18 protein-coding genes and 1 pseudogene are annotated in these 21,573 nt (G+C 63.7%); 7 read left to right on the top strand and 12 right to left on the bottom strand.

The window, feature by feature from the left end; translation table 11 throughout:
* Nucleotide 1: 1 nt before the first annotated feature.
* Complete coding sequence (locus ELEN_RS13935) at nucleotides 2–883, bottom strand: sulfide/dihydroorotate dehydrogenase-like FAD/NAD-binding protein (protein WP_015761408.1); 882 nt, start codon at nucleotides 881–883, stop codon at nucleotides 2–4.
* A gap of 285 nt (nucleotides 884–1,168) precedes the next feature.
* On the opposite strand from ELEN_RS13935, the gene ELEN_RS13940 reads away from it, so the two are divergent.
* On the top strand, nucleotides 1,169–2,092 hold the full coding sequence (locus tag ELEN_RS13940) for a magnesium transporter CorA family protein (RefSeq protein ID WP_009306895.1): 924 nt from the start codon (nucleotides 1,169–1,171) through the stop codon (nucleotides 2,090–2,092).
* A 404-nt stretch (nucleotides 2,093–2,496) separates the two neighbouring features.
* On the opposite strand, the gene ELEN_RS13945 is transcribed toward ELEN_RS13940, so the two are convergent.
* From ELEN_RS13945 to ELEN_RS13955, 3 genes are all read right to left on the bottom strand, one after another.
* Nucleotides 2,497–3,132 carry a uracil-DNA glycosylase gene (locus ELEN_RS13945; protein ID WP_009306896.1) on the bottom strand — a complete coding sequence of 212 codons (636 nt, stop codon included), beginning with the start codon at nucleotides 3,130–3,132 and terminating at the stop codon, nucleotides 2,497–2,499.
* Between the two features lie 14 nt (nucleotides 3,133–3,146).
* On the bottom strand, nucleotides 3,147–4,550 hold the full coding sequence (gene alr, locus ELEN_RS13950; protein WP_009609368.1) for an alanine racemase: 1,404 nt from the start codon (nucleotides 4,548–4,550) through the stop codon (nucleotides 3,147–3,149).
* Between the two features lie 63 nt (nucleotides 4,551–4,613).
* The gene (locus ELEN_RS13955; protein WP_009306898.1) at nucleotides 4,614–6,149 is read right to left on the bottom strand and encodes a helix-turn-helix domain-containing protein; all 1,536 of its coding nucleotides are present in this window, start codon (nucleotides 6,147–6,149) and stop codon (nucleotides 4,614–4,616) included.
* 198 nt (nucleotides 6,150–6,347) lie between these two features.
* On the opposite strand from ELEN_RS13955, the gene ELEN_RS13960 reads away from it, so the two are divergent.
* The 4 genes from ELEN_RS13960 (at nucleotide 6,348) to ELEN_RS13975 (ending at nucleotide 11,091) form a co-directional block, all read left to right on the top strand.
* Nucleotides 6,348–8,783 carry a DMSO/selenate family reductase complex A subunit gene (locus tag ELEN_RS13960; RefSeq protein WP_009306899.1) on the top strand — a complete coding sequence of 812 codons (2,436 nt, stop codon included), beginning with the start codon at nucleotides 6,348–6,350 and terminating at the stop codon, nucleotides 8,781–8,783.
* Between the two features lie 15 nt (nucleotides 8,784–8,798).
* Complete coding sequence (locus ELEN_RS13965; protein WP_015761410.1) at nucleotides 8,799–9,434, top strand: 4Fe-4S dicluster domain-containing protein; 636 nt, start codon at nucleotides 8,799–8,801, stop codon at nucleotides 9,432–9,434.
* Nucleotides 9,435–9,616: 182 nt separating this feature from the next.
* Nucleotides 9,617–10,240, top strand: a complete 624-nt coding sequence (locus ELEN_RS13970) for a DMSO/selenate family reductase complex B subunit (RefSeq protein WP_015761411.1) — start codon at nucleotides 9,617–9,619, stop codon at nucleotides 10,238–10,240.
* Nucleotides 10,237–11,091, top strand: a complete 855-nt coding sequence (locus ELEN_RS13975; RefSeq protein WP_015761412.1) for a dimethyl sulfoxide reductase anchor subunit family protein — start codon at nucleotides 10,237–10,239, stop codon at nucleotides 11,089–11,091. Before ELEN_RS13970 ends, ELEN_RS13975 begins: the two co-directional genes overlap by 4 nt.
* Before the next feature lie 343 nt (nucleotides 11,092–11,434).
* Here ELEN_RS13975 and ELEN_RS13980 read toward each other — a convergent pair whose 3' ends face one another.
* Both ELEN_RS13980 and ELEN_RS13985 read right to left on the bottom strand, forming a co-directional pair.
* On the bottom strand, nucleotides 11,435–11,914 hold the full coding sequence (locus tag ELEN_RS13980) for a MogA/MoaB family molybdenum cofactor biosynthesis protein (protein ID WP_009306903.1): 480 nt from the start codon (nucleotides 11,912–11,914) through the stop codon (nucleotides 11,435–11,437).
* 1 nt (nucleotide 11,915) lies between these two features.
* Nucleotides 11,916–13,172, bottom strand: a complete 1,257-nt coding sequence (locus tag ELEN_RS13985) for a molybdopterin molybdotransferase MoeA (RefSeq protein ID WP_009306904.1) — start codon at nucleotides 13,170–13,172, stop codon at nucleotides 11,916–11,918.
* A 204-nt stretch (nucleotides 13,173–13,376) separates the two neighbouring features.
* Between ELEN_RS13985 and ELEN_RS13990 the strand changes: the two genes are divergently transcribed.
* The gene (locus ELEN_RS13990) at nucleotides 13,377–13,940 is read left to right on the top strand and encodes a gamma carbonic anhydrase family protein (protein WP_009306905.1); all 564 of its coding nucleotides are present in this window, start codon (nucleotides 13,377–13,379) and stop codon (nucleotides 13,938–13,940) included.
* Nucleotides 13,941–14,031: 91 nt separating this feature from the next.
* Here ELEN_RS13990 and eno read toward each other — a convergent pair whose 3' ends face one another.
* Together eno and ELEN_RS14000 are read right to left on the bottom strand one after the other, a co-directional pair.
* Entirely contained in the window at nucleotides 14,032–15,324 is a 1,293-nt protein-coding gene (eno, locus tag ELEN_RS13995) for a phosphopyruvate hydratase (protein ID WP_009609339.1), read from the bottom strand.
* A 152-nt stretch (nucleotides 15,325–15,476) separates the two neighbouring features.
* Entirely contained in the window at nucleotides 15,477–16,883 is a 1,407-nt protein-coding gene (locus ELEN_RS14000; RefSeq protein ID WP_015761413.1) for a LuxR family transcriptional regulator, read from the bottom strand.
* Between the two features lie 331 nt (nucleotides 16,884–17,214).
* Here ELEN_RS14000 and ELEN_RS14005 point away from each other — a divergent pair, with 331 nt between their 5' ends.
* Nucleotides 17,215–18,951 carry an FAD-dependent oxidoreductase gene (locus ELEN_RS14005; RefSeq protein ID WP_015761414.1) on the top strand — a complete coding sequence of 579 codons (1,737 nt, stop codon included), beginning with the start codon at nucleotides 17,215–17,217 and terminating at the stop codon, nucleotides 18,949–18,951.
* Nucleotides 18,952–19,194: 243 nt separating this feature from the next.
* On the opposite strand, the gene ELEN_RS16610 is transcribed toward ELEN_RS14005, so the two are convergent.
* From ELEN_RS16610 to ELEN_RS14015, 4 genes and pseudogenes are all read right to left on the bottom strand, one after another.
* Nucleotides 19,195–19,752, bottom strand: coding sequence for a Panacea domain-containing protein (locus tag ELEN_RS16610; RefSeq protein WP_231566130.1), 558 nt, complete (start codon nucleotides 19,750–19,752; stop codon nucleotides 19,195–19,197).
* 126 nt (nucleotides 19,753–19,878) lie between these two features.
* Nucleotides 19,879–20,205, bottom strand: a pseudogene (locus ELEN_RS16615) (type II TA system antitoxin MqsA family protein); the annotation flags it as partial.
* A 5-nt stretch (nucleotides 20,206–20,210) separates the two neighbouring features.
* A complete protein-coding gene (locus tag ELEN_RS16010) occupies nucleotides 20,211–20,588 on the bottom strand; it encodes a type II toxin-antitoxin system MqsR family toxin (protein WP_081434217.1) in 378 nt (125 codons plus the stop codon).
* An 83-nt stretch (nucleotides 20,589–20,671) separates the two neighbouring features.
* On the bottom strand, nucleotides 20,672–21,484 hold the full coding sequence (locus ELEN_RS14015) for an energy-coupling factor transporter transmembrane component T family protein (RefSeq protein WP_231566109.1): 813 nt from the start codon (nucleotides 21,482–21,484) through the stop codon (nucleotides 20,672–20,674).
* Nucleotides 21,485–21,573 lie beyond the last annotated feature (89 nt).

Here is a 21,573-nt window from a genome sequence, read left to right on the forward strand (position 1 = left end):
GCTAGGCCCCCTTCCGCTCGGTCGAATGTCCCAAATGGGGACTGTCCCCATTTGGGACACTGGTGCAATCGCGGCCTTCGCGCGCCGCGCTCTCGAAGCTGCGGTACATGACGCCGCGGCGCATGGCGTCGTCGAAATCCACCAGATGGCCGTCGAAGTCGGGCCCGTCCACGCATGCGTGCAGGTACTCGTCGCCCACCTTCACGCGGCAGCCGCCGCACATGCCCGTGCCGTCGATCATGAGCGGGTTCATGCTGACATACGTTTTGATGCCGTAGGGCTTCGTGGTGGCGGCCACGAACTTCATCATGATGACGGGCCCCACAGCCAGAACGAGGTCGTAGTCCGCGCCCTCGTCGATGCGCTGCTGCAGCGCCTGCGTCACCAGGCCCTTGTTTCCGTTCGAACCATCGTCGGTCATGATGATCTGGCGCGTGGAATGCCGGTCGATCTCGTCTTCCAGCAGCACGAGGTCCTTGTTGCGGAAGCCGGTGATAACATCCACCTCGCAGCCATGGTCGTACAGCCACTTGGCCTGAGGAAACGCGATGGCTGTTCCCAAACCGCCGCCGATGACGCACGCGCGCTTCGCGCCTTCCAGCTCGGTGGGGTTGCCCAACGGCCCGGCGAAGTCCTGCAGCGCGTCGCCCGCTTTCATCTGGGCGAGGCGTATCGTGGTGGCGCCAACCGCCTGGAAGATGATCGTAATCGTGCCCGCCTCCGGGTCGCAGTCGTTCATGGTCAACGGGATGCGCTCGCCCTGCTCGTCGATGCGCAGCATGATGAACTGACCCGGCTTGATCTTCTTCGCGATCTCGGGCGCGCGCACCACCATGCGCGTCACCTCGGGATTGAGCGCCTCTACCTGTTCGATGGGATACACGTCACTGCCCTTCTCGTCTCAGATACAAAAGCAGCACCGAAAGCGGTGCCGTCTCGTAGATGTGGCCGTCAGTATAGCAAAGGCGCTGCCGCACCTATGTTACGAGCATGTTTCCACCCGGCCAGTGGAGGAAATCGCGCCGGAAGGGTTTCTCAATGTTCTGGCGTGCGTCAACAATCCCCCAACGGAGCAACCGGAGAGCATGCAGGGAGGCTCCTGCATGGTAAGCTGGGGAATCGTCCGGTCCGCGGGCAAGACGCCCGGGGTTTCGTTTGGGAGAACGCGATGGCTCACCTCTACTTTCTGCACAACCGCCTGCAAGCCGCCCCGGCAGGCACGCCCATCGACGCCGATCAGCCGGTGGTCGAAGTGCTCAACTCGCTGGAAATTGGCGAGGCCTGCTTCCTCAGCTCCGAGACGCGGGAGTCGCTGCGCTCCATATACACGGTCGAGAACACCTACCTCGATGTGTTCCCCCACTGCCTCATCGGATCGTTCGCCGTGCCCAACAAGAACCACATCCTGTTCGACCCGCTCTGCTTCGCGTTCTACTTCGACGCCACGCATCTGGTGTTCCTCGACGACGGCACCACCTGCGCGCGCGTTCTCGAGGAAATCGCCTCGCAAGGCGTTTTGAAGCAGCCCACCGTCGGTCACTGCCTGTTCGAGTTCATGAAGATGCTCATGAAGAACGACCTCTCCTTCCTGGCCGATCTGGAGGATCGCATGGAGGACGTGGAGGAGTCCATCATCGATCGCGGCAAGAACGCCAACAGCCGCACCATGCTGACGTTCCGGCGCAAGCTGCTGCGCATCGACACGTACTACCAGCAGCTGGTGGACATGGCCAGCGGCATAGCCGAAAACGAGAACGGGCTGCTCAGCAAGGAGGAAAGCCGCCTATTCCTGGTAGCGGAACGTCAGGCCGAACGCCTGTTGAAGCGCTCGCTCACCCTCAAGGAGTACAGCTTGCAGTTGCGCGAACTGTACCAGACGCAAATCGACCTGCAGCAGAACAACACGATGCAGTTCTTCACGGTTATCACCACGTTGTTCGCGCCGCTGACGCTGCTGACCAGCTGGTTCGGCATGAATTTCACGAACATGCCCGGCCTTGACTGGCGCTGGGGCTACGAAGCCATCATCGCCGTATCGGTAATCATCGTCGTGATCGAAATCATCATCTTCAAGCGCAAGAAGTGGCTGTAGTGCCTCACCCCCTCCCGCGCATCCAACGAAGGCCCAGATGGCAAAAAAGCATCGAATTCGGAAGTTGCCGCCTGGGATCGACTGCGAGCCGACCGTGCTCCGGATAACCACCCCGCATAATGCCTGATTGCGAAGAGCACTTCTTCTGGTGCCGCGCACGGCGCTTGCTCAAGGCTTGCGATGCATTCCGAATTCGATGCTTTTTTGCCATTTCGGCCTCGATCCGCTGCACGAGCGCCAAAGGGGCAATCTCGAACCGAAGGGGGCTGCGCACTAAGCCAGCCGCTAACGAAAGAAATCAGCTGTTTTTTCGTTACGCTGCGAAAAGGCCCCGCTATCGAAAGAAACCTTTCGTTAACGGGGCTGTATGAGGCAAGGGGACGGACGGCGCTTGCGTCGAGCCGTTACAGCAGCGGCGGTTGCTCGACGTGCGGGGGTTCGGCGGCTTTGGCGGCGGCCTCCGCGGCCCGTTCGGCTTCGCTTGCGCGCAACAGCTCGCCCAGCGTGGCGAAGTCGTTCTCCAGCGCCTCGCGCTTGGAACCGTCGTACAGCGCGGCCGCCGGGTGGAAGATGGGGAACACCTTGAACTTGCCGGCGCGCTGCACGGTGCCGTGCAGGCGCGTGATGCCGATATCCGTCTTCAGGATGAACTTCGTGGAGAAGTTCCCCAGCGTCACCAGGAACTCGGGATCGATGGTGCGCGTCTGCTCGCGCAGGTACGGCGTGCACAGCTCGATCTCCTCGGGACGCGGGTCGCGGTTTCCGGGCGGGCGGCACTTCAGCACGTTCGCGATGAACACGTCCTCGCGGACGAGCCCGGCGACGGCCAGCAGCTCGTTGAGGTACTTGCCCGCCGCGCCCACGAAGGGCTCGCCTTGCAGGTCTTCGTTCTTGCCCGGCGCCTCGCCGATGATCATGACGCGTGCTTCGGGATTGCCCACGCCGAACACCGTCTGCGTGCGGCCGTCGGCCAAGGGGCACTTGCGGCACCCTTCCACCTGCGCGCGTATCTCGTCGAGCGGAATATGCGGCTTGGTCATGCGAATCCCCTTTCCTACACGTACACGCGCGGCATGCGCAAGCTGAACCCGCAGGCCAGCTCGTAGTTGATGGTGCCCAGCGTGTTCGCCATGTCGTCGAGGGTGATCACGGAATCGCCCTCGCGTCCCACCAGCAGCACCTCGTCGCCAATCATCGGATCGAGCCGGCGCCGGCTGCCGTACACCCGCAGATCCACCTCGAACATGCACTGGTCCATGCAGATGTTGCCCACCTGATGGCAGCGCTGCCCCTTGAGGATCACGTCGGTGCGCCCCGACAGGCCGCGACGCAGGCCGTCGGCGTACCCCACGGGCACGGTGCATATCTTCACGCTGCCGGGACTGCGGTAGTTCATGCCGTAGCTCACGCCCTCGCTCATGGGCACGGTGCGCACGTCGGTGATGCGCGCGTGCACGCTCATGGCGGGGTGCAGGTCGATCATCGGGCGCGTGACGCCCGACGGATGCAGGCCGTACATGGCTATGCCCAGGCGCACCATGTCGAACTGCACGTCAGGATAGCGGATGGCCGCGGCCGAGTTCGCCGCATGCACGATGCCGGGGTTGACGCCTGCCGTGCGCAGCGCCGTGACGGCCTCGATGAACCGCTTCACCTGGATCTGGAAGTCCAACGTCTCCGCGGAGTCGGCCGTGGCGAAGTGCGTGAACGTGCCCACGAGGTCGAGCGCGCGATGGAAGCTCACCTGCCCCATGAACTCGACCACTTCGTCGTGGCGCACGCCGATGCGGTTCATACCCGTGTTCACCGCCAGGTGGTACGGAGCGCGCACGCCGTACGCGTCGGCGGCCTCGGCGTACTGGATGGCGAACTCGGAGGTATAGACGCTCGGCATGACCTTGTAAGCCAGAAGCAGCGGGATGGCCGTCTCGGGCGGCTGCGAAAGAACGAGGATGGGCGCGTTTACCAGCGCCTCGCGCAGCTCGATGGCTTCGTTCACCGTGGCCACGCCCAGGTAGTCGGCGCCGGAGTTGAGCGCGGTCTTGGCACAGCGCACCGCGCCGTGACCGTATCCGTCGGCCTTCACCACGGCCATGAGGCGCACGCCGTTGTCGATGCGCTGCTTGACGGCGCTCGTGTTATGACGGATGGCGTTGAGGTCGATCTCGGTCCACGACCAGCGGCGGTCGACGTCGGGAATGAGGCGCAGCTTGTCGGGGTCGAATTGGGCCGGCTCGCCGTCGGGCCGCGCGTGGTCGCGCGCGTACTGGAACGCGCCCTCCGCTCCGCTGCTGAACGCCGCCGTGGCCGCCTCGTACGCGCCCTTGTTGGCCGCGTTGCCCGCCGGAGGCTGCTCGCCTACGTATCGCGGCGTACCCATCGCCGCGCTCGCCGACACGAAGCCGTTGGGCCTGCGTTGCGAGAAACCGGTGAACCCGTTGGGAAGATCCTGTGCCATGCTCTACGCCTTTCAGTCGATCGGGCATCAGTATAGCACTTGGGATCGTGGCGAAGCCCGCCCTCATTCATGCAGCATGTCCAACAGCTCTTGACGACGGTGGATGTCGAGCTTCGTGTAAATGTGCTTCGCGTGCGTGCGCACGGTGTTCTCGCTGATGACCAGGCGCTCGGCGATGGCGGCCATGCTGTTCCCGCGCGCGATAAGCTCCATGACCTCCGTTTCGCGCGTCGACAACCCGTGCGCCTCCTGCAGCATGAGACATTGCTTCGACGTGCGATCGCGGATGACGCCCGCGTCTTCGGATGCCGAAGGGCGATTCCGTCGGCGCTTTGCCGCAGGTTTCGCCGCCTTCTGCTGCCGCGGCTCCTCCGGCGCGCCGACCGCCAGGAACTCGATGGGATCGGCCGTCACCGTGCCCTTCGCCGCCAGCGATTTGAACAGCGTGCCCGTGGCCGCCAGCAGCGTGAGGCCCAGCACGTAGCTCGATACCATGGCCACGATGAACAACCACTCGCGACCGCCGATCCACATGAAGTCGCTCACCCAGCCCAGCAAGAAGCCGGCGCTCTGCATGATGTAGGCCACGCCGCCGAAGAACCCGTAGATGAACACCGGGTTGATGCCGCGGTCGCGCGAGATCTGCGCGCACTGCATCATCATGAGCATCTGCACTAGCGAGAACACCATGTACGTAAGCGCCGCGAACAGGTTGAGATAGGTCGCACCCAAAAACGGCAGCAGCAAGAACCCCGTGATGATGAGCGGATACACCACACGGAACACCGAGGTCAGCCCGAACCGGAAGCTCATGCGGTACCACAGCACCAACAGCACCACCGCCGACACCAACGAGCCCAGCATCGACGCGCTGTTCACCACTGCGCCGATATCCTCGTGCAGAAGCGCGATGCCGCGGATGACGCCGCTGGCGAACGCGAGCGACCCCACGCACAGCGCACTGCGCCAATAGTCGGCCACCACCTGCCGATACACGCGCGGATGCTGCTGCGGCACGTCCTCGAACATAGGCTGGTCCACGTGCATCTCGCGCACCGAAAGCGCGATGCAAAGGCCGCACAAGGGCACGAACACGAGCGGTATGAGGAAAGCCGTCAGCGCGATGGGCACGAGGTACAGCGCAAAGTAGATGAGCGGCGCGATGGCCGTGCCCACGATGAGCCGCAAGTTGCCCTCGGCCGACGGCAGCGACGCGAAGTAGCGCTGCCATAGCATGAACATGCCCGCGCACCCGATGCCCAGCAACACGCCACCGGCGAACACCAGCGGGAGCGTGGCCGCCTGCACGTACATGGCCGCGATAAGGCAGGCCGACCCGGCGAACACCAACAGCGCGCTCAGCGACACCAGCATCACACGCGCGCCGCGCGGAAAGTAGTACGATCCGAGCATGCTGGCTACGAACGCGCCGCCGAACGCGAGCGCCTGGGCTAGGAAGAACGTGAGGGTGATCTCCGCCGTCTGGAATTCGAGCGGCAGAAACGGGAAGACACCGCCCCAAATGGACGTGGCGTTCACCGTGAGAAAACATGCGTAGCCCCAACTGGACACATGCATGCGCGATGAGCTTTGCTCCACGACCCCTCCTATCCCAGCTTGCACGACGCTTCGCATGGTAGCATAGCCGTCGGCTCCGAAACGGGGGATTCAGAGAATAGTGATGACTCCTACCTGGGGTTTTGTTCTTAAATCACATGACGAGTGTGATTCCCCCGCCAGCTGTTTCCGGTACTTTGGAACAGGCGAGAGGAACAATCGAAGCAAGAGGAGGGAACCATGACCATGAACGAATCGAGCGTATCGCGCCGCACGTTCGTCAAGGGATCGCTGGCCGGCCTGGCGCTTGCCGGCGCTGCCGGATCGACCGCGCTGTACGGCTGCGCGCCGAAGGACGAGAAGGGCGCCGCAAGCGAGGGCGCGGGCGCATCGACCGACCAGATCTCGTGGAGCCAGTGCAACGTCAACTGCGGCGGCAACTGCGTCTTCCAGTGGCACTCCCAGGACGGCAAGATCGTCTACATGGAGTCCGACAACACCGGCGACGTCGATCTGCAGGCACGCGCCTGCCTGCGCGGCCGCTCCATGCGTCGCTGGATCAACAGCCCCGACCGCCTGACGAAGCCCATGAAGCGCGTCGGCAAGCGTGGCGAGGGCAAGTTCGAGGAGATCAGCTGGGACGAGGCCATCGACACCATCGCCAGCGAGCTGAAGCGCGTCATCGACACGTACGGCAACGACGCCATCTACGTGAACTACGCCACCGGCATGTACTCCACCACCGGCAAGCAGCCGGGCCTGCGCCTGCTGGGCCTGCTGGGCGGCTACATCAACCAGGCGTACGACTACTCCACCCACATGCTGCAGGTGGCGCTGCCCTTCATGTACGGCAGCAAGTGCAGCCCGTACGACAACGTGCACGCTTCCTCGTTCTCCGAGGCCGAGCGCGCCTCCGACCTTGTGGTGATGTTCGGCAACAGCCCGGCGGAAACCCGCATGGGCGGCGCGAACGCCGTGTGGGACTTCGCGAAGGTGCGCGAGTCCGTCACCGGCCGCGGCGGCAAGATCGTCAACATCGACTACCGCATGAACGAGTCGTGCTCGGGACACCCGGACGAGTGGCTGCCCATCCGTCCCGGCACCGACGCCGCGCTGGCGTCCGCCATCGCGCACGAGTGGATCGCGAACGACCAGGTGGACAAGGGCTTCCTGGACGAGTACTGCGTCGGCTACGACGAGGACACCATGCCCGAGAGCGCCAAGGGCCAGAACAAGTCCTACAAGGACTACATCATGGGCACCGGCTACGACATGGTAGAGAAGACCGCCGAGTGGGCCGCCCCCATCACCGGCATCCCGGCCGAGCGCATCAAGCAGCTGGCAGCCGACATCGCCGCCGCCGAGGCGCCGTTCATCTGCCAAGGCTGGGGCCCGCAGCGCCACACGAACGGCGAGGACACGTCGCGCGCCATCTGCATGCTGCCCGTGCTCATCGGCAAGATCGGCCTGCCCGGCACGAACACCGGCCAGCGCGAGGCCGAACCGCCCACCTATCTCGTGGGAAGCCTGCCGTTCGAGAACCCCATCAAGACGGCCATCCCGGTGTACCAGTGGATCAACGCCGTGGACCACGGCAAGGAGATGACGGCCACCAACGCCGGCATCGTGGGCGCCGACAAGCTGAACAACGACATCAAGTTCCTGTGGAACTACGCGGGCAACTGCATCACGAACCAGCACGGCGACATCAACTACACGCACGACGTTTTGGCAGACGAGAGCAAGCTGGAGTTCATCCTGGTGTGGGACACCGTGATGACCGACTCCGCCAAGTACGCCGACATTCTGCTGCCCGACGCCATGCGCTCCGAGCAGCTGAACATGCAGACGCAGGGCTACTCCGAATACTACACCGCCGTCGTCGTGGGCGGGCCCGCGCAGGAAGCGCCGGGCGAGTGCCGCTCCAGCTACGACGTATGCGCCGACATCGCCGACAAGTTCGGCAAGAAGGACGCGTTCACCGAGGGCAAGACGCAGGAAGACTGGATCAAGGAGCTCTACGAGGCCGGCGCGAAAGCCGACGGCAACATGCCCACCTGGGACGAGATCAAGGCCCAAGGCGTGTACAAGCGTCCGCTGGAGCCGGCCATCGGCCTGGTGGACTTCCGCACCGACCCGGTGAAGAACCCGCTGTCCACGCCGTCGGGCAAGATCGAGATCTACTCCGAGCAGCTGGCCGAGATCGCCGCCACGTGGGAGCTCGAAGAGGGCGACGTCATCAACCCCATCCCCGTGTTCACGCCCGGCTTCCAGGGCTACGGCTCGGTGACCGACGAGTACCCGCTGTACTGCACGGGCTTCCATCACAAGAGCCGCACCCACTCCTCCTTCGGCTTCATCCCCGAGCTGGAGCAGGTGGCGCGCCAGCAGCTGTGGATCAACCCCGCCGACGCCGAGTCGCGCGGCATCGCCAGCGGCGACACGGTGGCCGTGAAGAGCCCCGCCGGCGAGATCCGCATCGAGGCTTTGGTCACGTCGCGCATCATCCCGGGCACCATCGGCATCCCGCAGGGCGCGTGGCACAAGGCCGACATGAACGGCGACCGCGTGGACGAGGGCGCGTGCGTCAACACGCTGACCACGTACCGCCCGACGCCGCTTGCCAAGGGCAACGGCCCGGCGCACTCCATCATCGCCCAGATCACGAAAGCCTAACGGGGGGAGGACCACATGACTCAGTACGGATTTTTCTTCGACAGCACGCGCTGCACGGGTTGCCGCACCTGCGAGATGGCGTGCAAGGACTACAAGGACCTGTCCGCCACCATCGCATTCCGCAAGGTGTACGACTACGAGGGCGGCGCCTGGAGCGACGTGGGCGACGGCACCTTCACGTCCGACGCGTTCGCCTACCACGTGTCGCTGGGCTGCCAGCACTGCGCGATGCCGGCCTGCATGGCCAAGTGCCCGCAGGGTGCCATCGAGAAGGATACCAAGACGGGCCTGGTGCACATCAACCAGGAAAAATGCACGGGCGTGGGCGCCTGCGTGGAGACGTGCCCCTACAACGTGCCCATCGTGGACAAGGCCCTGGGCAAGGGCGTGAAATGCGACGGCTGCGCCGACCGCGTGGCCGAGGGCAAGAGCCCCATCTGCGTGGAGGCCTGCCCGTTGCGCGCGCTGGAGTTCGGCGACATCGAGGAGCTGAGGGCGAAGCACGAAGGAACGGTGGCAGGCATTGCGCCGATGCCGTCGCCCGACGAGACGACGCCCTCCATCGCAATCCTGCCGTGCCCGGCGGCGAAGGAGCCCGGCGACACCACTGGCGCCATCGCCAATGAGAAGGAAGTGACGGGCGTGGCCTAACCGGCATCCGCCACTCGAAGGGGCGCCGCAGGGGCGCCCCTTCGCATCTTCGAACGAAGGCCCCCTTCCCCAGGACGGGGCTTCCCCGCGCACGGCGCCGCCCGAACGGGCTCCGGGGAATCGACGGGCCTTCGTGGTAGAATCGTCTTCGTCTTCCATCGTTTCCGACCGAAAGCGGCATTATGCCACGGGGCTTCTTTTACGACAATACGCGCTGCACCGGGTGCAGAACCTGCGTCATAGCGTGCAAGGACTACCATGACCACGGACCGGACATGGCCTTCCGCATGGTCATCGACTACGAAGGCGGCTCCTGGCAACCCGATGTCGACGGGACGTTCTCGCAGGACGCGTTCGCCTACCACGTGTCCATCTCGTGCAACCACTGCAACAACCCCGTGTGCACCCGCGTATGCCCCACCGGCGCCATGCATAAAGACGAGCTCGGGCTGGTCTGGCCCGATGCCACCAAGTGCATCGGCTGCGGCTACTGCACCATGGCCTGCCCCTACCACGCACCGCATATCGACGCGCGCCTGAAACGCAGCAGCAAGTGCGACGGCTGCCGCGACCGCCTCGTCGACGGCGAGCAGCCTGTCTGCGTGGAAGCCTGCCCGCTGCGCGCGCTGGAGTTCGGGCTGACGTCCGAGCTGACCGACCGCCACCCCGACGCAGTGCGCTCCATCCTGCCGCTGCCGGACGAATCGGCCACGCGCCCCAACCTCCTCATCCTGCCGTCGCCTGCGGCCGAACGAGCCGAAAAGCAGGGAGGCAGCATCGTGAACCGAACGGAGCTTCATCTATGACCAGCGGATTCGACGCCTTCTCGCTGGGCCTGTTCACCTCGCTCGCACCGGCGGGCGTCGTTGCGTTCCTGGCACTCGCGCTCGTGCGGCTCTGGTCGCGCGACCGCACGGCCTCAGTGCGCATCGACCGTATGATCGCGCTGCCGTTCAGCGTGGTTCTGATCGGGTTCATCGCCTCGGCCACGCACCTCGGAACGCCCGCGAACGCGCTGCACGTGTTCTCGGGCGTCGGCCGCTCGCCGCTGTCCAACGAGGTTCTGAGCGCTGTCGCGTTCCTGTTCCTGGTAGGTTCGTACTGGATGATGGCGTTCAAGGAGCGCTTTCCCGATGCCGTGGCGAAGCCATGGCTGGCGTTGGCCTGTCTGGCAGGAATCGCGCTTATCGCGTGCACGTCCATGGCGTACAACGTGGACACGGTTCCTACCTGGGATACCGCATTCACGCCGGCGAACCTCGTGTTGGCAGCGTTGCTGGCAGGCCCTGTGTTGGGGCTCCTGTTCCTGGAGCTGGCGCAGGTGCGGCCGCGCGCGCTCGAGCGCGCGCTCGTCGTACTGGCGGCGCCCGCGCTCGTGGCGGGGACCGTCGTGCTCGCACTGCACCAGGAGAGCCTTCCCGCCATCGCGAACAACGAGTTCGCAGCCAGCACGCTCGCGCCTTCCTATCCTGCTGTCATCGGCGCGCATCTCATCGTAGGCGCGATCGCACTCGCAATAGCCGGCCTGTCGATGAAGCGCGTCCAATCCCGCCGCACGACACTCGCACTGAGAGCCACCGCCAGCCTGCTCGCGCTCGCAGCCGTCTTCGTCACCCGCATCGTGTTCTACCACCTGCACATGACCGTGGGATTCTGATCGAACAGTTCTCCCGTGTGGCAACACAGCGGTCGTTCGCCGACTTCCCTGATTTTGGCAAAAATTTCGAGGTAAGAAGATGTTAGCCAAGGAATACTTGCACTATAGGATGCCTTGCCCAGCTCGTTTCGACAATAATCCCAGGTCATGTTTTTCCATACAGCCTGAACCGTAGAGTTAGATGCAGATGACATCTTCCTACCTCGAAATTTTTGCCAAAATCCGACTCGCTACCGATACTATCGCTGCCCGCGCAAACAAAAACCGACTCCCCTGCGTACGAAGAAACCCTTACGATAGGAAAGTTCAGTCGCATACGTCAAACACCGCGGGGAAGCGGTTCCTAATGCCCGCCGCCGGCCATCATCTTCACGGCGTGCGGCAGGGCTTTCACCACGCCGTCCCAGTTCTCGCGGGCAGCCTTCTCGCTGCCGGGCAGGTTGATCACCAGGTGACGGCCGCGCTGCATGCACAGCGCGCGGGACAGCATGGCGTACGGCGTGATGGCCAGCGAATGCGCGCGCATGGCTTCGGCTATGCCGGGCACGTTGCGATCGCACGCGTCCATCGTGGCCTCGGGCGTCACGTCGCGCAGCGAGAGCCCGCTGCCTCCGCAGGTCAGCACCACGTCCACGTCCTGCTCGTCGCAGGCGCGCACAATGGCCGACGCGATGAACGGTCGCTCGTCGGGCACCACCACGTGGCTCTTGCACTCCCAACCGTTTTCGGCGATCAGCGTCTCCAGCGCTGCGCCGGCCGTATCCTCCTTCATGCCGCGCGTATCCGAGCACGTGATAATGGCGAAGGTGATGTTCTGTTCCATCTTACAAACTCACTTCCTCGGAAACGTCGAGCAGGACGCACTGCACAAGCGAGCCGGCAGTGCGAGAGTCGAGGCCTTCCGGCAGGATGGCCATGCAGTTGCTGCGCTGGATGACTCCGAACAGGCCCGAGCTCTGGTTCTTGGCGGGCGCCACCACGTATTCGCCCTCATCGTTCTTGTACAGCGTGCCGCGCAGGAAGATGCGGCGCGGGTCCTTCTTCTTCACGTCGCGCGATAGCTTCGCCATCACCGACGGGCGCTCGAAATGCGCATACCCTTGCATCTTGCGCAGCGCGGGGCGGATGATCATCTCGAAGCCCACGTACGCCGCCGCCGGGTTGCCGGGCAGGCCGAACACGGGCGTACCGCGCACGATGCCGAACGTCTGGGCCTTGCCGGGACGAATGTTCACCGTGGTCATCAGCAGCTCGCCCAACTCGGACACCACGGGCTTGATGAAGTCGAAGTCGCCGTTCGACGCCCCGCCGCTGGTCACGACGAAGTCGTACGCGTCCGCCGCCGCGGACACCGCCGCCGCAAGCGCCTCCTTCGTATCCTCCACGATGGGCAGGATGACGGGTACCGCACCCGCTGCTTGCGCGCAGGCGGCAAGCGCGTAGCTGTTCGAGTTGCGGATCTTGCCGGGCGTGGGCACGACTGTGGGATCCACCAGCTCGGAGCCGATGGAGATGACGGCCACGCGCGGACGCCGATGCGTCGGCACCTCCACGATGCCGCATCCCGCGAGGAACCCGACGCCGGCCGAGCCGATGACCTCGCCCTTCGACACCACCGTCTCGCCCGCCTTCGCCTCTTCCCCGGCCTCGCGCACGTTGGAGCGCACGGCGGTGGGGGCGGAGAACGCCACGCGGCTGCCGGGCTTGCCGTCGCCGGTCACCACGTCGACGATCTCGTATTTCACCACGGAGTCTGCGTCGTCGGGCATGGGCGCGCCGGTCATGATGCGCACGCACTGCCCGGCCTCGATAGAGCCTTCAAACACGTCGCCCGCCGCGATCTCGGCCACGACGTCCAGTTCGACCGGCGCTTCCTGCGACGCCTCGGCAAGCTCGGCGGCCCGAACCGCGAACCCGTCCATCGCCGAATGGGCGAACGGCGAGATGTCGATATCGCTCTTCAAATCGGCGGCGGCCACGCGGCCGACCGCTTCCAACACGGGCACGGTTTCCACCGGCAGGGGCGCCGCATGGGACAACACGAGCGCACGGGCCTCTTCAAGTGAGATCATTTCTGGCATGGTTGCACATCCTTTTCCTTCGTGCGGCTCATTATAGCGCTTGCAGTATAGTGTTGCGCAGGAAGTTTGGCAGCATCGGCAGTCGTACGCGGGCTTCAAGGGGGGGGGGCGCTCCACCCAATCGCCATGATCTGACGATAGCCCCTCGCCCCCAGGTTCGCGATAATGGAAGGACACCGAACCCTCGCACACAAGGAGACGCCCATGACCTCAGAAGAAACGCCCCTGTACCACCGCGTGAAAGCCCATCCCACCGCCCGCATCGCGCCGTCGGCTGGCATCGTGGGCGACGTGACCATCGGCCGCGACGCCAGCGTGTTCGCCGGCGTGCAGATCCGCGGCGACGACGCGCCCGTCGTCATCGGCGACGAGTCCAACTTGCAGGAGAACACGGTCGTCCACGTGGATTTCGACGTGCCCTGCATCGTGGGGCCGCATTGCACCGTAGGCCACGGCACCATCCTGCACGGGTGCGAGCTGGGCGAAAACGTGCTGGTGGGCATGGGCTCCATCGTGATGAACCGCGCGAAGATCGGCGCGAACAGCCTGATCGGGGCAGGATCGCTGGTGACAGAGGGCAAGGAGTTCCCGCCGGGCAGCCTCATCATGGGCACGCCGGCGCGCGTGAAGCGCGCGCTGACCGACGAGGAGATTGCGTCCATGTGCACCTTCCCCGCCGACGACTACGTGCGCCAAAGCGGCGAAATGCTGGAGCAGGGAGTGCTGGAGCACCCCGCCCCCGACATGGACATGCACCGGGGAGCGTAGGGCAAAGCCTTTTCCCGCTCATGAAGAAGGGCTGCCCAAAGGCAGCCCTTCTCGTTTCGCGAAGCTAAAGAGCCGTCAAGCTCTCGCACCGTTAGCGGTTGATATTGTAAAAGGCGTTCATGCCGGCGTACTGGGCGGCGGTGTCCAACTCTTCCTCGATGCGGAGCAGCTGGTTGTACTTCGCCACGCGGTCGCTGCGGCAGGGCGCGCCCGTCTTGATCTGGCCGGTGTTGCAAGCGACGGCCAGATCGGCGATGGTGGTGTCCTCGGTCTCGCCGGAGCGGTGGCTCATGACGCATGCATAGCCGGCCTGCTTCGCCATCTCAATGGCCTCCAGCGTCTCGGTCAGGCTGCCGATCTGGTTCACCTTGATGAGGATGGCGTTCGCGCAGCCCAGCTCGATACCCTTGGCCAGGCGCTTGGAGTTGGTGACGAACAGGTCGTCGCCCACCAGCTGCACGCGGTCGCCGATGCGGTCGGTCAGCTCTTTCCAGCCGTCCCAATCCTCTTCGGCCATACCGTCCTCGATGGAGACGATGGGGTACTTGTTCACGAGCGCTTCCCAATAGTCCACCATCTCGGCGCTGGTCAGCTCGCGGCCCTCGCCCGCCAGCACGTACTTCTTCTTATCGGCGTCGTAGAACTCGGTGGATGCCGGGTCCATGGCGAACATGATGTCCACGCCGGGCTTGTAACCGGCAGCTTCGCACGCCTTCGTCACGTACTCGAGCGGCTCTTCGTTCGTCTTGAAGTTGGGGGCGAAGCCACCCTCGTCACCCACGCCGCCGCCGAGGCCCGCGTCATGCAGCACCTTCTTCAGCGTGTGGTAGATCTCGGCGCACCAGCGCAGCGCCTCGGCAAACGTGCTCGCGCCCACCGGCATGATCATGAACTCCTGGAAGTCCACGTTGTTGTCAGCATGCACGCCGCCGTTGAGGATGTTCATCATGGGCGTGGGCAGCAGGTGCGCGTTCGCGCCGCCGACGTACTTGTACAGCGGCAGCTCAGCCGACTCAGCAGCAGCCTTGGCGCAGGCCAGCGACGCGCCGAGGATGGCGTTCGCGCCCAAGGCACCCTTGTTGTCGGTGCCGTCCACCTGCAGCATGATGTCGTCGATGAAGCGCTGATCGTCGGCCTCGATGCCGATGAGCGCCTCGGCGATCTCCTCGTTCACGTGGGCGACAGCATCCAGTGTGCCCTTGCCGAGATAGCGGCCCTTGTCGCAGTCGCGCAGCTCGACGGCCTCGAACGCGCCCGTCGAAGCGCCCGACGGCACCGCGGCACGGCCGAACGCGCCGTCTTCCAGCACCACTTCAACTTCCACGGTCGGGTTGCCGCGCGAGTCCAGAATCTCGCGACCGAACACATCGATGATGACGCTCATGCATGCCTCCTAGTAGGTTTTCCCGCTTTGCCGCATCGCCACGGCAAAGATGCACTTCGCGGTAATCATAGCACGTCGGAAGCGCAGCGTTCGTCCCTTTGGCCGTTTTCCCGCCATTGTCGACAAGCGGTCGAGAGGGCGAAACGCGAGCCCTACCCCAACGCTATATCGTCGCCATCGTCCACAAGATGTTCACGCTCGGCTACGATTCGATCGATGAGTTCTTGTTGAGAGTGCACATCCAACTTGCGATAGATGGCGCGTACGTGGGTTTTCACCGTATCGGGCGACACGGTGAGTTCTTCGCAGATGGCACGCCGCGTCTTCCCCTGAGCAAGCAGCAGCATCACCTCGGTCTCTCGCTGCGTCACCGCACGCTCGGTAGCCACGAACCGCACGATCCCTGCGAGATCGCCAGCTTCAAGACCGCCTTCGCCCGGCAGCACCGTGCCCCAACCGTACTTCAAATTGCGACCGCTCGACAGGAACAGCGCACAGGCGAACAGGAAGCACGCGGCGAAGCTGGCGAGGATAGCCGCTTCCCCGTAGGGACGTCCGCCCAACACCACGTAAGCCACCGCGCCGCCCACGAGAACGCCGGAAAACAGCGCCGCACCCGGACAGCTGGCAACCCACGTGGCTGGAAGCCCCATGTTCTTCATGAGGCAGGCGCCCAAGCTCCACAGCACCAAATCGAGGTAGCAGAACCCGGCGACCAACGTCACGAAACCCAGCTGCGGCAACCCTGGCGCCATCGCAGCCAGCAAGAACCCCACAGCTACGAACGAAAACGCCACCTTGTAGATGAACCGGTTGAAATCGAGCCTCAGGAACACGAGCGTGGCGAACAACAGCACCACAGCTGCGAGCTGCCCGATCGCCATATGCGAGGAGCCGGAAGCAGGGACACCGAACAGGAACAGGCTGGCGTAGAACACGCCGGCGGCGATGCCCTGCACCGCCGAGGTGGCCACGAACTTGGCAGGAAACGGCAGGGGCACGTCGCGTCCATGCTGGAAATAACGCACTCGCGGAAAGCCGTGCACGACACGGCGCAGAAGCAGAAACGCCGCGAACGGTAACGCGAGCGCGACGCCGTACAGCACAAGCGGCGCTTGAGTCGCTTCGGCCAAGCAGGAGAAGCACGCCGTCATCAGCACGAGGGCCGCCAGCGTTCCCAACATGCCCTGATACAGCGTCTGCTGCGTGCCTATCCATCCGAACACGCGATCGATCTCCACGCGGAACAGAGCAGCCCCGACGCCTGTCAGCGCGCTCATCACCGCATACAAAGCGGCATCGGCGGCACCGGGCAGCGACCGGTCGAGCGCCCACACCAAGTGAAGCGCCGCCGCAAGCGTCATGATCGAAGCGATCGCCACCAACCACGACGGACTGTCCGGCACGCTGCGCGTGCGTTTGAACCAGATGGCAATCACCGCACTTGCCATGGCCATCCCCAGCAGCGAACCCGCCCATGCCGGCATAGCCACCATCGCTCCGCCGCCCAACGGCATCGTCACCTCGGGACCCATGCAGCACGCAACCATCCAAACCATATAGCATGCGCTCGTCAGCGCAATGCGCCCTCGACCCGCCGCAGACTGAAGCACGCCCGCGACGACGCCGCGCCGTTCGCTCGGTGCGTTAAAAAGATTGCGAACATGTTCGTTCGGCATATCCCTCCCCTTTTCTCCCTAAAACCAGGATACCGCGTCGCACCTCACCCCTCGGGGTGAAAACCCGCGATGCGGCTTTTTTCCCTGCGGCGGGCGACGAAAGCGCTGTCCGGCGCATGATACGGTACGGTCATCGCCCGGTGCGGAGGGCACGGGCAGGCGGCATCGGTATTGCGCGGGCCGCCGATCGTCAAGGGAGGAAGGGATCGACATGACGCAGGAAAGCATTCCCAGCATGGATCGACGCAGTTTCTTGAAAGGAGCCTTCGCCACAAGCGCCGTGGCTACCGCCGCCGTCGCTGGCGTAGGTACGCTAGCAGGATGCGCCGCGCAACCGAAGGAGGGCACGGCGGGCGCCTCCAAAGCCAGCGCGAAGGGCACGGCAGGTACGTACGAATTCGAAACCGCACCCGAGCCTATCGCCGACAGCGATATCAAAGAGACGGTCGATGCCGACGTCGTAATCGTCGGCGCGGGCTTCTCAGGCCTATGTTGCGCGTTGTCTGCCGCGGAGAACGGCTTGAACGTCGTGATGCTCGAGCGCATGGATCATGTGGTGGGACGCGGCGGTTCCATCTACGCCATGAACTCAAAGCTGACGAAGGAGAAGGGCTACGAGTGCTCAGTGGAAGAGATCGCTCGACGCTACAAGCGCATGATGGGATACCACTCCTACCGGGTGGATGGCCGCAAGTGGATGCTGCACTTCAACCGTTCAGGAGAAGCCATGGACTGGCTCATCGACCGCATGACCACGGCAAGCTCCGTGGGCGGCAGCGACCTCACCCCTGTCATGGAGCACTGGTACGAGGACCCGGAGGAGATCAACGGCGAATTCCCCGGTACGCACGAATTTTTGGACGGCCCGAACGGCAAAGGTCCCGACGACAACCCGCAACAGGACGTATGCGACAACATGGCGGCGTACTGCGCAAAGGAAGGCGTAGACATCCGCTACCAGACCGAGGCGAAGCAGCTGGTGAAGGACGGCGACAAGGTCGTGGGCGTCGTGGCGAAAACCGGCGACGGCTACACCCGCTTCAATGCCAAGAAAGGCGTAGTCATGGCTACGGGCGACTTCGGCCAAGACAAGGACATGCTGGAAAAGTTCATCCCCTGGGCAGCGCACCAAACAGACTTCGGCGGCATCTGGGACGGCTCAGGCCACAAGATGGCGTACTGGGCCGGCGCGGCCGTGGACAAGAACGAGACGCCCACGCCCATGATCTTCTGCTTCCAATGGCGCTCCATCACCCGCCAGGTGCGCGCGTTCCAAGGCCTCATGGTGAACTCCGACGGCCGCCGCTACGATAACGAGGACAACGTTATATCGCACGGAGCCCTAGCGTTAACCCACGAGAAGGGCCACTACGCATATGCCATCTGGGACGATGATTATGCGAACGAGCCGCAGTGGCAGAACCACCGCTACGTGGACGGCCCCAAAGTGTTCGAGACGCCCGACGACGTGCGCGCCTACTGGCAGACCACCATCGACGGTCCTGGAACCATCAACATGAACGGCTCGGGCGACATCGAGGTGAAGATGATCAAAGCCGACACCATCGAGAAGCTGGTAGAGGAGTTGGGTCTGCCGAAGGAGGAGACGCTCAAAACCATTGAGGCTTACAACGGATACTGCGACAAGGGAGTCGACGAAGAGTTCGGCAAGCGCAAAGAATTGCTGCTCCCTGTCAAGAACGGCCCGTTCTACGGAATCAAATGCACGCCTTGGTTCCTCACAACTACCGGCGGCATCCGCTGCAACGACGACATGCAGGTGATGGACGAGGACAACGAGGTCATCGAGGGTCTGTACTGCCTCGGATCCACCGTCGGCGACATGTACTGCAACTGCTACTCCACGCACTTCCCCGGCCATAACCTGGGCGGCACGTGCCTCACCTTCGGCTACGTTACCGGCCGCAAGCTGGCTGGCGCCGAATAGCTTCGCCTTTTCCCGTCGCAGCCCGGACGCCCTCCCTCCGCGTCCGGGCTGCACGTTGTTTCGGCGCGTTAGGACCGGAAGACGGCGCCCCCCATCGAAGCCGCCGGACGTCTCTACGCCGTCAAGCCTCCTGAGCTCCGGGCAGGCACGCGCGGATGAGCGATGCGATCAGACAACCACGCATACCGTGAAAATTCCCCGATCTTCAACATGACGCCCTCCCTCTTCAACGCGCTAGCCCGATCACGAAGCCCAGAGAAGGTGCGCGGCGTACCCGTACGAGATGATGCCCCCCACCTCCGTCTCGCGCCAGCCTCGCTCGCCATGGGAGAACTCGGATAACGCCGACGTTGAAGCGAAGCCGTTGGCGAACGAGCATACCGCGTCGAGCAGGCTCAGGTCGGATGCAGAAAAACAGGTGGGATCCTCCGCGCGTCCCGCAACGATCACCTGGCCGTCGCCCTGTTCGCGCAATGCGAGCGCCTCGTCGTCGACGAGACCGGCAACCAGCAGCTCGAACCGGTCGGGAACCGGACCGAACGGCGCCTTCGCATAGCGCAGACCCGTGAACCCCTCCCCGCTGTCGCGGTAGGCGGCGAAATCCAGGTAGAACAGCACCTTGTTCAGCTTCGTACGATACAGATCGCGAACATGCCGGGCAAGGTAGACCACGGTCTCGCGCATGCGATCCGAATCGAACGCGCGCATGCCCGTATCCAGCGTCTTTTCCTTCGCGATCTCGTCCAGCACGTTGAGCCGAACCACCGCGTAGTCGACCCGGGAGAGACCGCGCTTCCGCACCGTATCGCACGCTTTGGCGCGCTCTTCGTCAGAAAGCTTACGTGCTCCCCGTTCCAGGCACTTCAGCAAGAAGCGCGGATCGCGCGCGTTGGCTAGCAGCTGCGCATGGGAATCGGAAGCGAGGCTCCCGCTTTCGTATCGTTGCAAGCTCGCAATTCCGATATCGAGAGCAGCGGCAAACACCCGCTGCGAAAACCCGTACTTCTTACGCAAGGCCACGATTTCCTCGGGCTGCATGATGCCCATCTTTTCGCGATACGCTCGATACAGTTTGTCGAAACCTTCATCGACGAGAGGAGCCCATCCGATGGAATTTCCGCATTTCGGACATATCAAATGCTCGATATCCACCTCAACCGTCACGCCTCGGACATCCTCAACATGATGCCGAGTCTCATATGTCGCATCGACCTCTTCCCAGCATTCTTCGCACAACAGCCGTTTCACGGTCATCCGGATCAACTCGCTTTCCTATAGGGATAGACGAGCGGCCATTCAGCCTCATGGAACGAGACGCAGACTGCCTGCACATCGTCCGCTTTAAGATATGCAGTTAGTTTTATATATACTTCGTATTCTTCAAGGTATCTGCCAAACACCCACAGATCACGCGGCCGTCCTTTGTCGTCTTGCAAGGGGCCGCTTGAATAGTCAGCGACTTCAAGATCTCGAACAGCTCGATGCACATCAGCTTCACGATAGCCAATGGCCTTCATAAAAGCACGCGTCTTATTTCTCGGATCTCCAGACCCTACAACACGAAAGCATTCAAAGCGCGCTCGCCGCACCAGCGCCAGCACCGCTTCGATCTTCCAGCGTTCTGCAACCGTCCCCATCGCTCACCCCGCATCACATCATTTGATGTGATCAGTATACCATGAAAACATGCCGAATGACATCAAATGATGCGATTGCACTACTACAGCCACACGGCCAGAACGACGCATGCCAGCAAGCCCACCGCCAGCACGAGGCCGCTGCGCCCCGAGAACGCGCGCGGCGCAAGCGAGGTGCGCTCGACATCAGGGGCGCCGTAGCAGCGCGCGTCCATGGCGACAGCCAGCGAATCGGCACGCCGGAACAACCCGACAAACAGGGGAATCAGCACCGTCTGCCACGCGCGCAGCCGTTCCCACAGGCTGCCCTCGGCAAACGAAGCACCTCGCGCCCATTGGGCGTCGTGCACGCGACCGAACTCCTCGGCCGTCACCGGAATGAACCGCAGCGCCAACGAGAACACCATGGCGATGTCGTCGGTGGGAACGCCCAAACGCTTGAGCGGCCTCAGGAAGAAGCCCAGCGCGTCGGTCAGCTCGGTGGAAGTCGTCGTGTACGTGACCGCAAGGCTGGCCACCACCAGCAGCACGATGCGCACCGCGAAGAAAAGGCCGCGCGCAAGCCCTGCCGGCACCAGCCCGAACGACCCGATCAGCGCCACCGGCTCCCATGCGGCGAGCACTCCCGCCGACACATCGCCCAAGGCCGGCGGAGCCGCGCTCGCAGCCTGCCCCACGTCAAGCGAGAACCCGTTGAACAGCACGGTGAACGCCACGATCACGTACACCGGCACGAGCAAACCGAAGAACCGCCGCGCCGGAATGCGCGACACCTTCGCCACCGTGACGAACAGCAAAGCGCACAGCCCTAAGCCCATCCAAGAACGCACCAAAAACAGCGTGACGGAATACGCCGCTAGCAGCACGATTTTCACGCGTGCGTCACACGCGTGCACAGCAGAGGTTCCGGGGATGTACGAACTGACGTTGATACGCATGCTGGCAGTATGCCACAACGGCGTTTCCCGCGCGACGACCAGGGTGA

Origin of the sequence: Eggerthella lenta DSM 2243, assembly GCF_000024265.1 — a bacterium.
Classification (GTDB): Bacteria; Actinomycetota; Coriobacteriia; order Coriobacteriales; family Eggerthellaceae; genus Eggerthella; species Eggerthella lenta.

Bases quoted from the DNA above. Each gene is read 5' to 3' on its own strand.
- ELEN_RS13940 (WP_009306895.1), top strand. From the start codon at position 1,169: ATGGCTCACCTCTACTTTCTGCACAACCGCCTGCAAGCCGCCCCGGCA.
- ELEN_RS13945 (WP_009306896.1), bottom strand. From the start codon at position 3,132: ATGACCAAGCCGCATATTCCGCTCGACGAGATACGCGCGCAGGTGGAA.
- alr (WP_009609368.1), bottom strand. From the start codon at position 4,550: ATGGCACAGGATCTTCCCAACGGGTTCACCGGTTTCTCGCAACGCAGG.
- ELEN_RS13960 (WP_009306899.1), top strand. From the start codon at position 6,348: ATGACCATGAACGAATCGAGCGTATCGCGCCGCACGTTCGTCAAGGGA.
- ELEN_RS13965 (WP_015761410.1), top strand. From the start codon at position 8,799: ATGACTCAGTACGGATTTTTCTTCGACAGCACGCGCTGCACGGGTTGC.
- ELEN_RS13970 (WP_015761411.1), top strand. From the start codon at position 9,617: ATGCCACGGGGCTTCTTTTACGACAATACGCGCTGCACCGGGTGCAGA.
- ELEN_RS13975 (WP_015761412.1), top strand. From the start codon at position 10,237: ATGACCAGCGGATTCGACGCCTTCTCGCTGGGCCTGTTCACCTCGCTC.
- ELEN_RS13980 (WP_009306903.1), bottom strand. From the start codon at position 11,914: ATGGAACAGAACATCACCTTCGCCATTATCACGTGCTCGGATACGCGC.
- ELEN_RS13985 (WP_009306904.1), bottom strand. From the start codon at position 13,172: ATGCCAGAAATGATCTCACTTGAAGAGGCCCGTGCGCTCGTGTTGTCC.
- ELEN_RS13990 (WP_009306905.1), top strand. From the start codon at position 13,377: ATGACCTCAGAAGAAACGCCCCTGTACCACCGCGTGAAAGCCCATCCC.
- eno (WP_009609339.1), bottom strand. From the start codon at position 15,324: ATGAGCGTCATCATCGATGTGTTCGGTCGCGAGATTCTGGACTCGCGC.
- ELEN_RS14000 (WP_015761413.1), bottom strand. From the start codon at position 16,883: ATGGTTTGGATGGTTGCGTGCTGCATGGGTCCCGAGGTGACGATGCCG.
- ELEN_RS14005 (WP_015761414.1), top strand. From the start codon at position 17,215: ATGACGCAGGAAAGCATTCCCAGCATGGATCGACGCAGTTTCTTGAAA.
- ELEN_RS16010 (WP_081434217.1), bottom strand. From the start codon at position 20,588: ATGGGGACGGTTGCAGAACGCTGGAAGATCGAAGCGGTGCTGGCGCTG.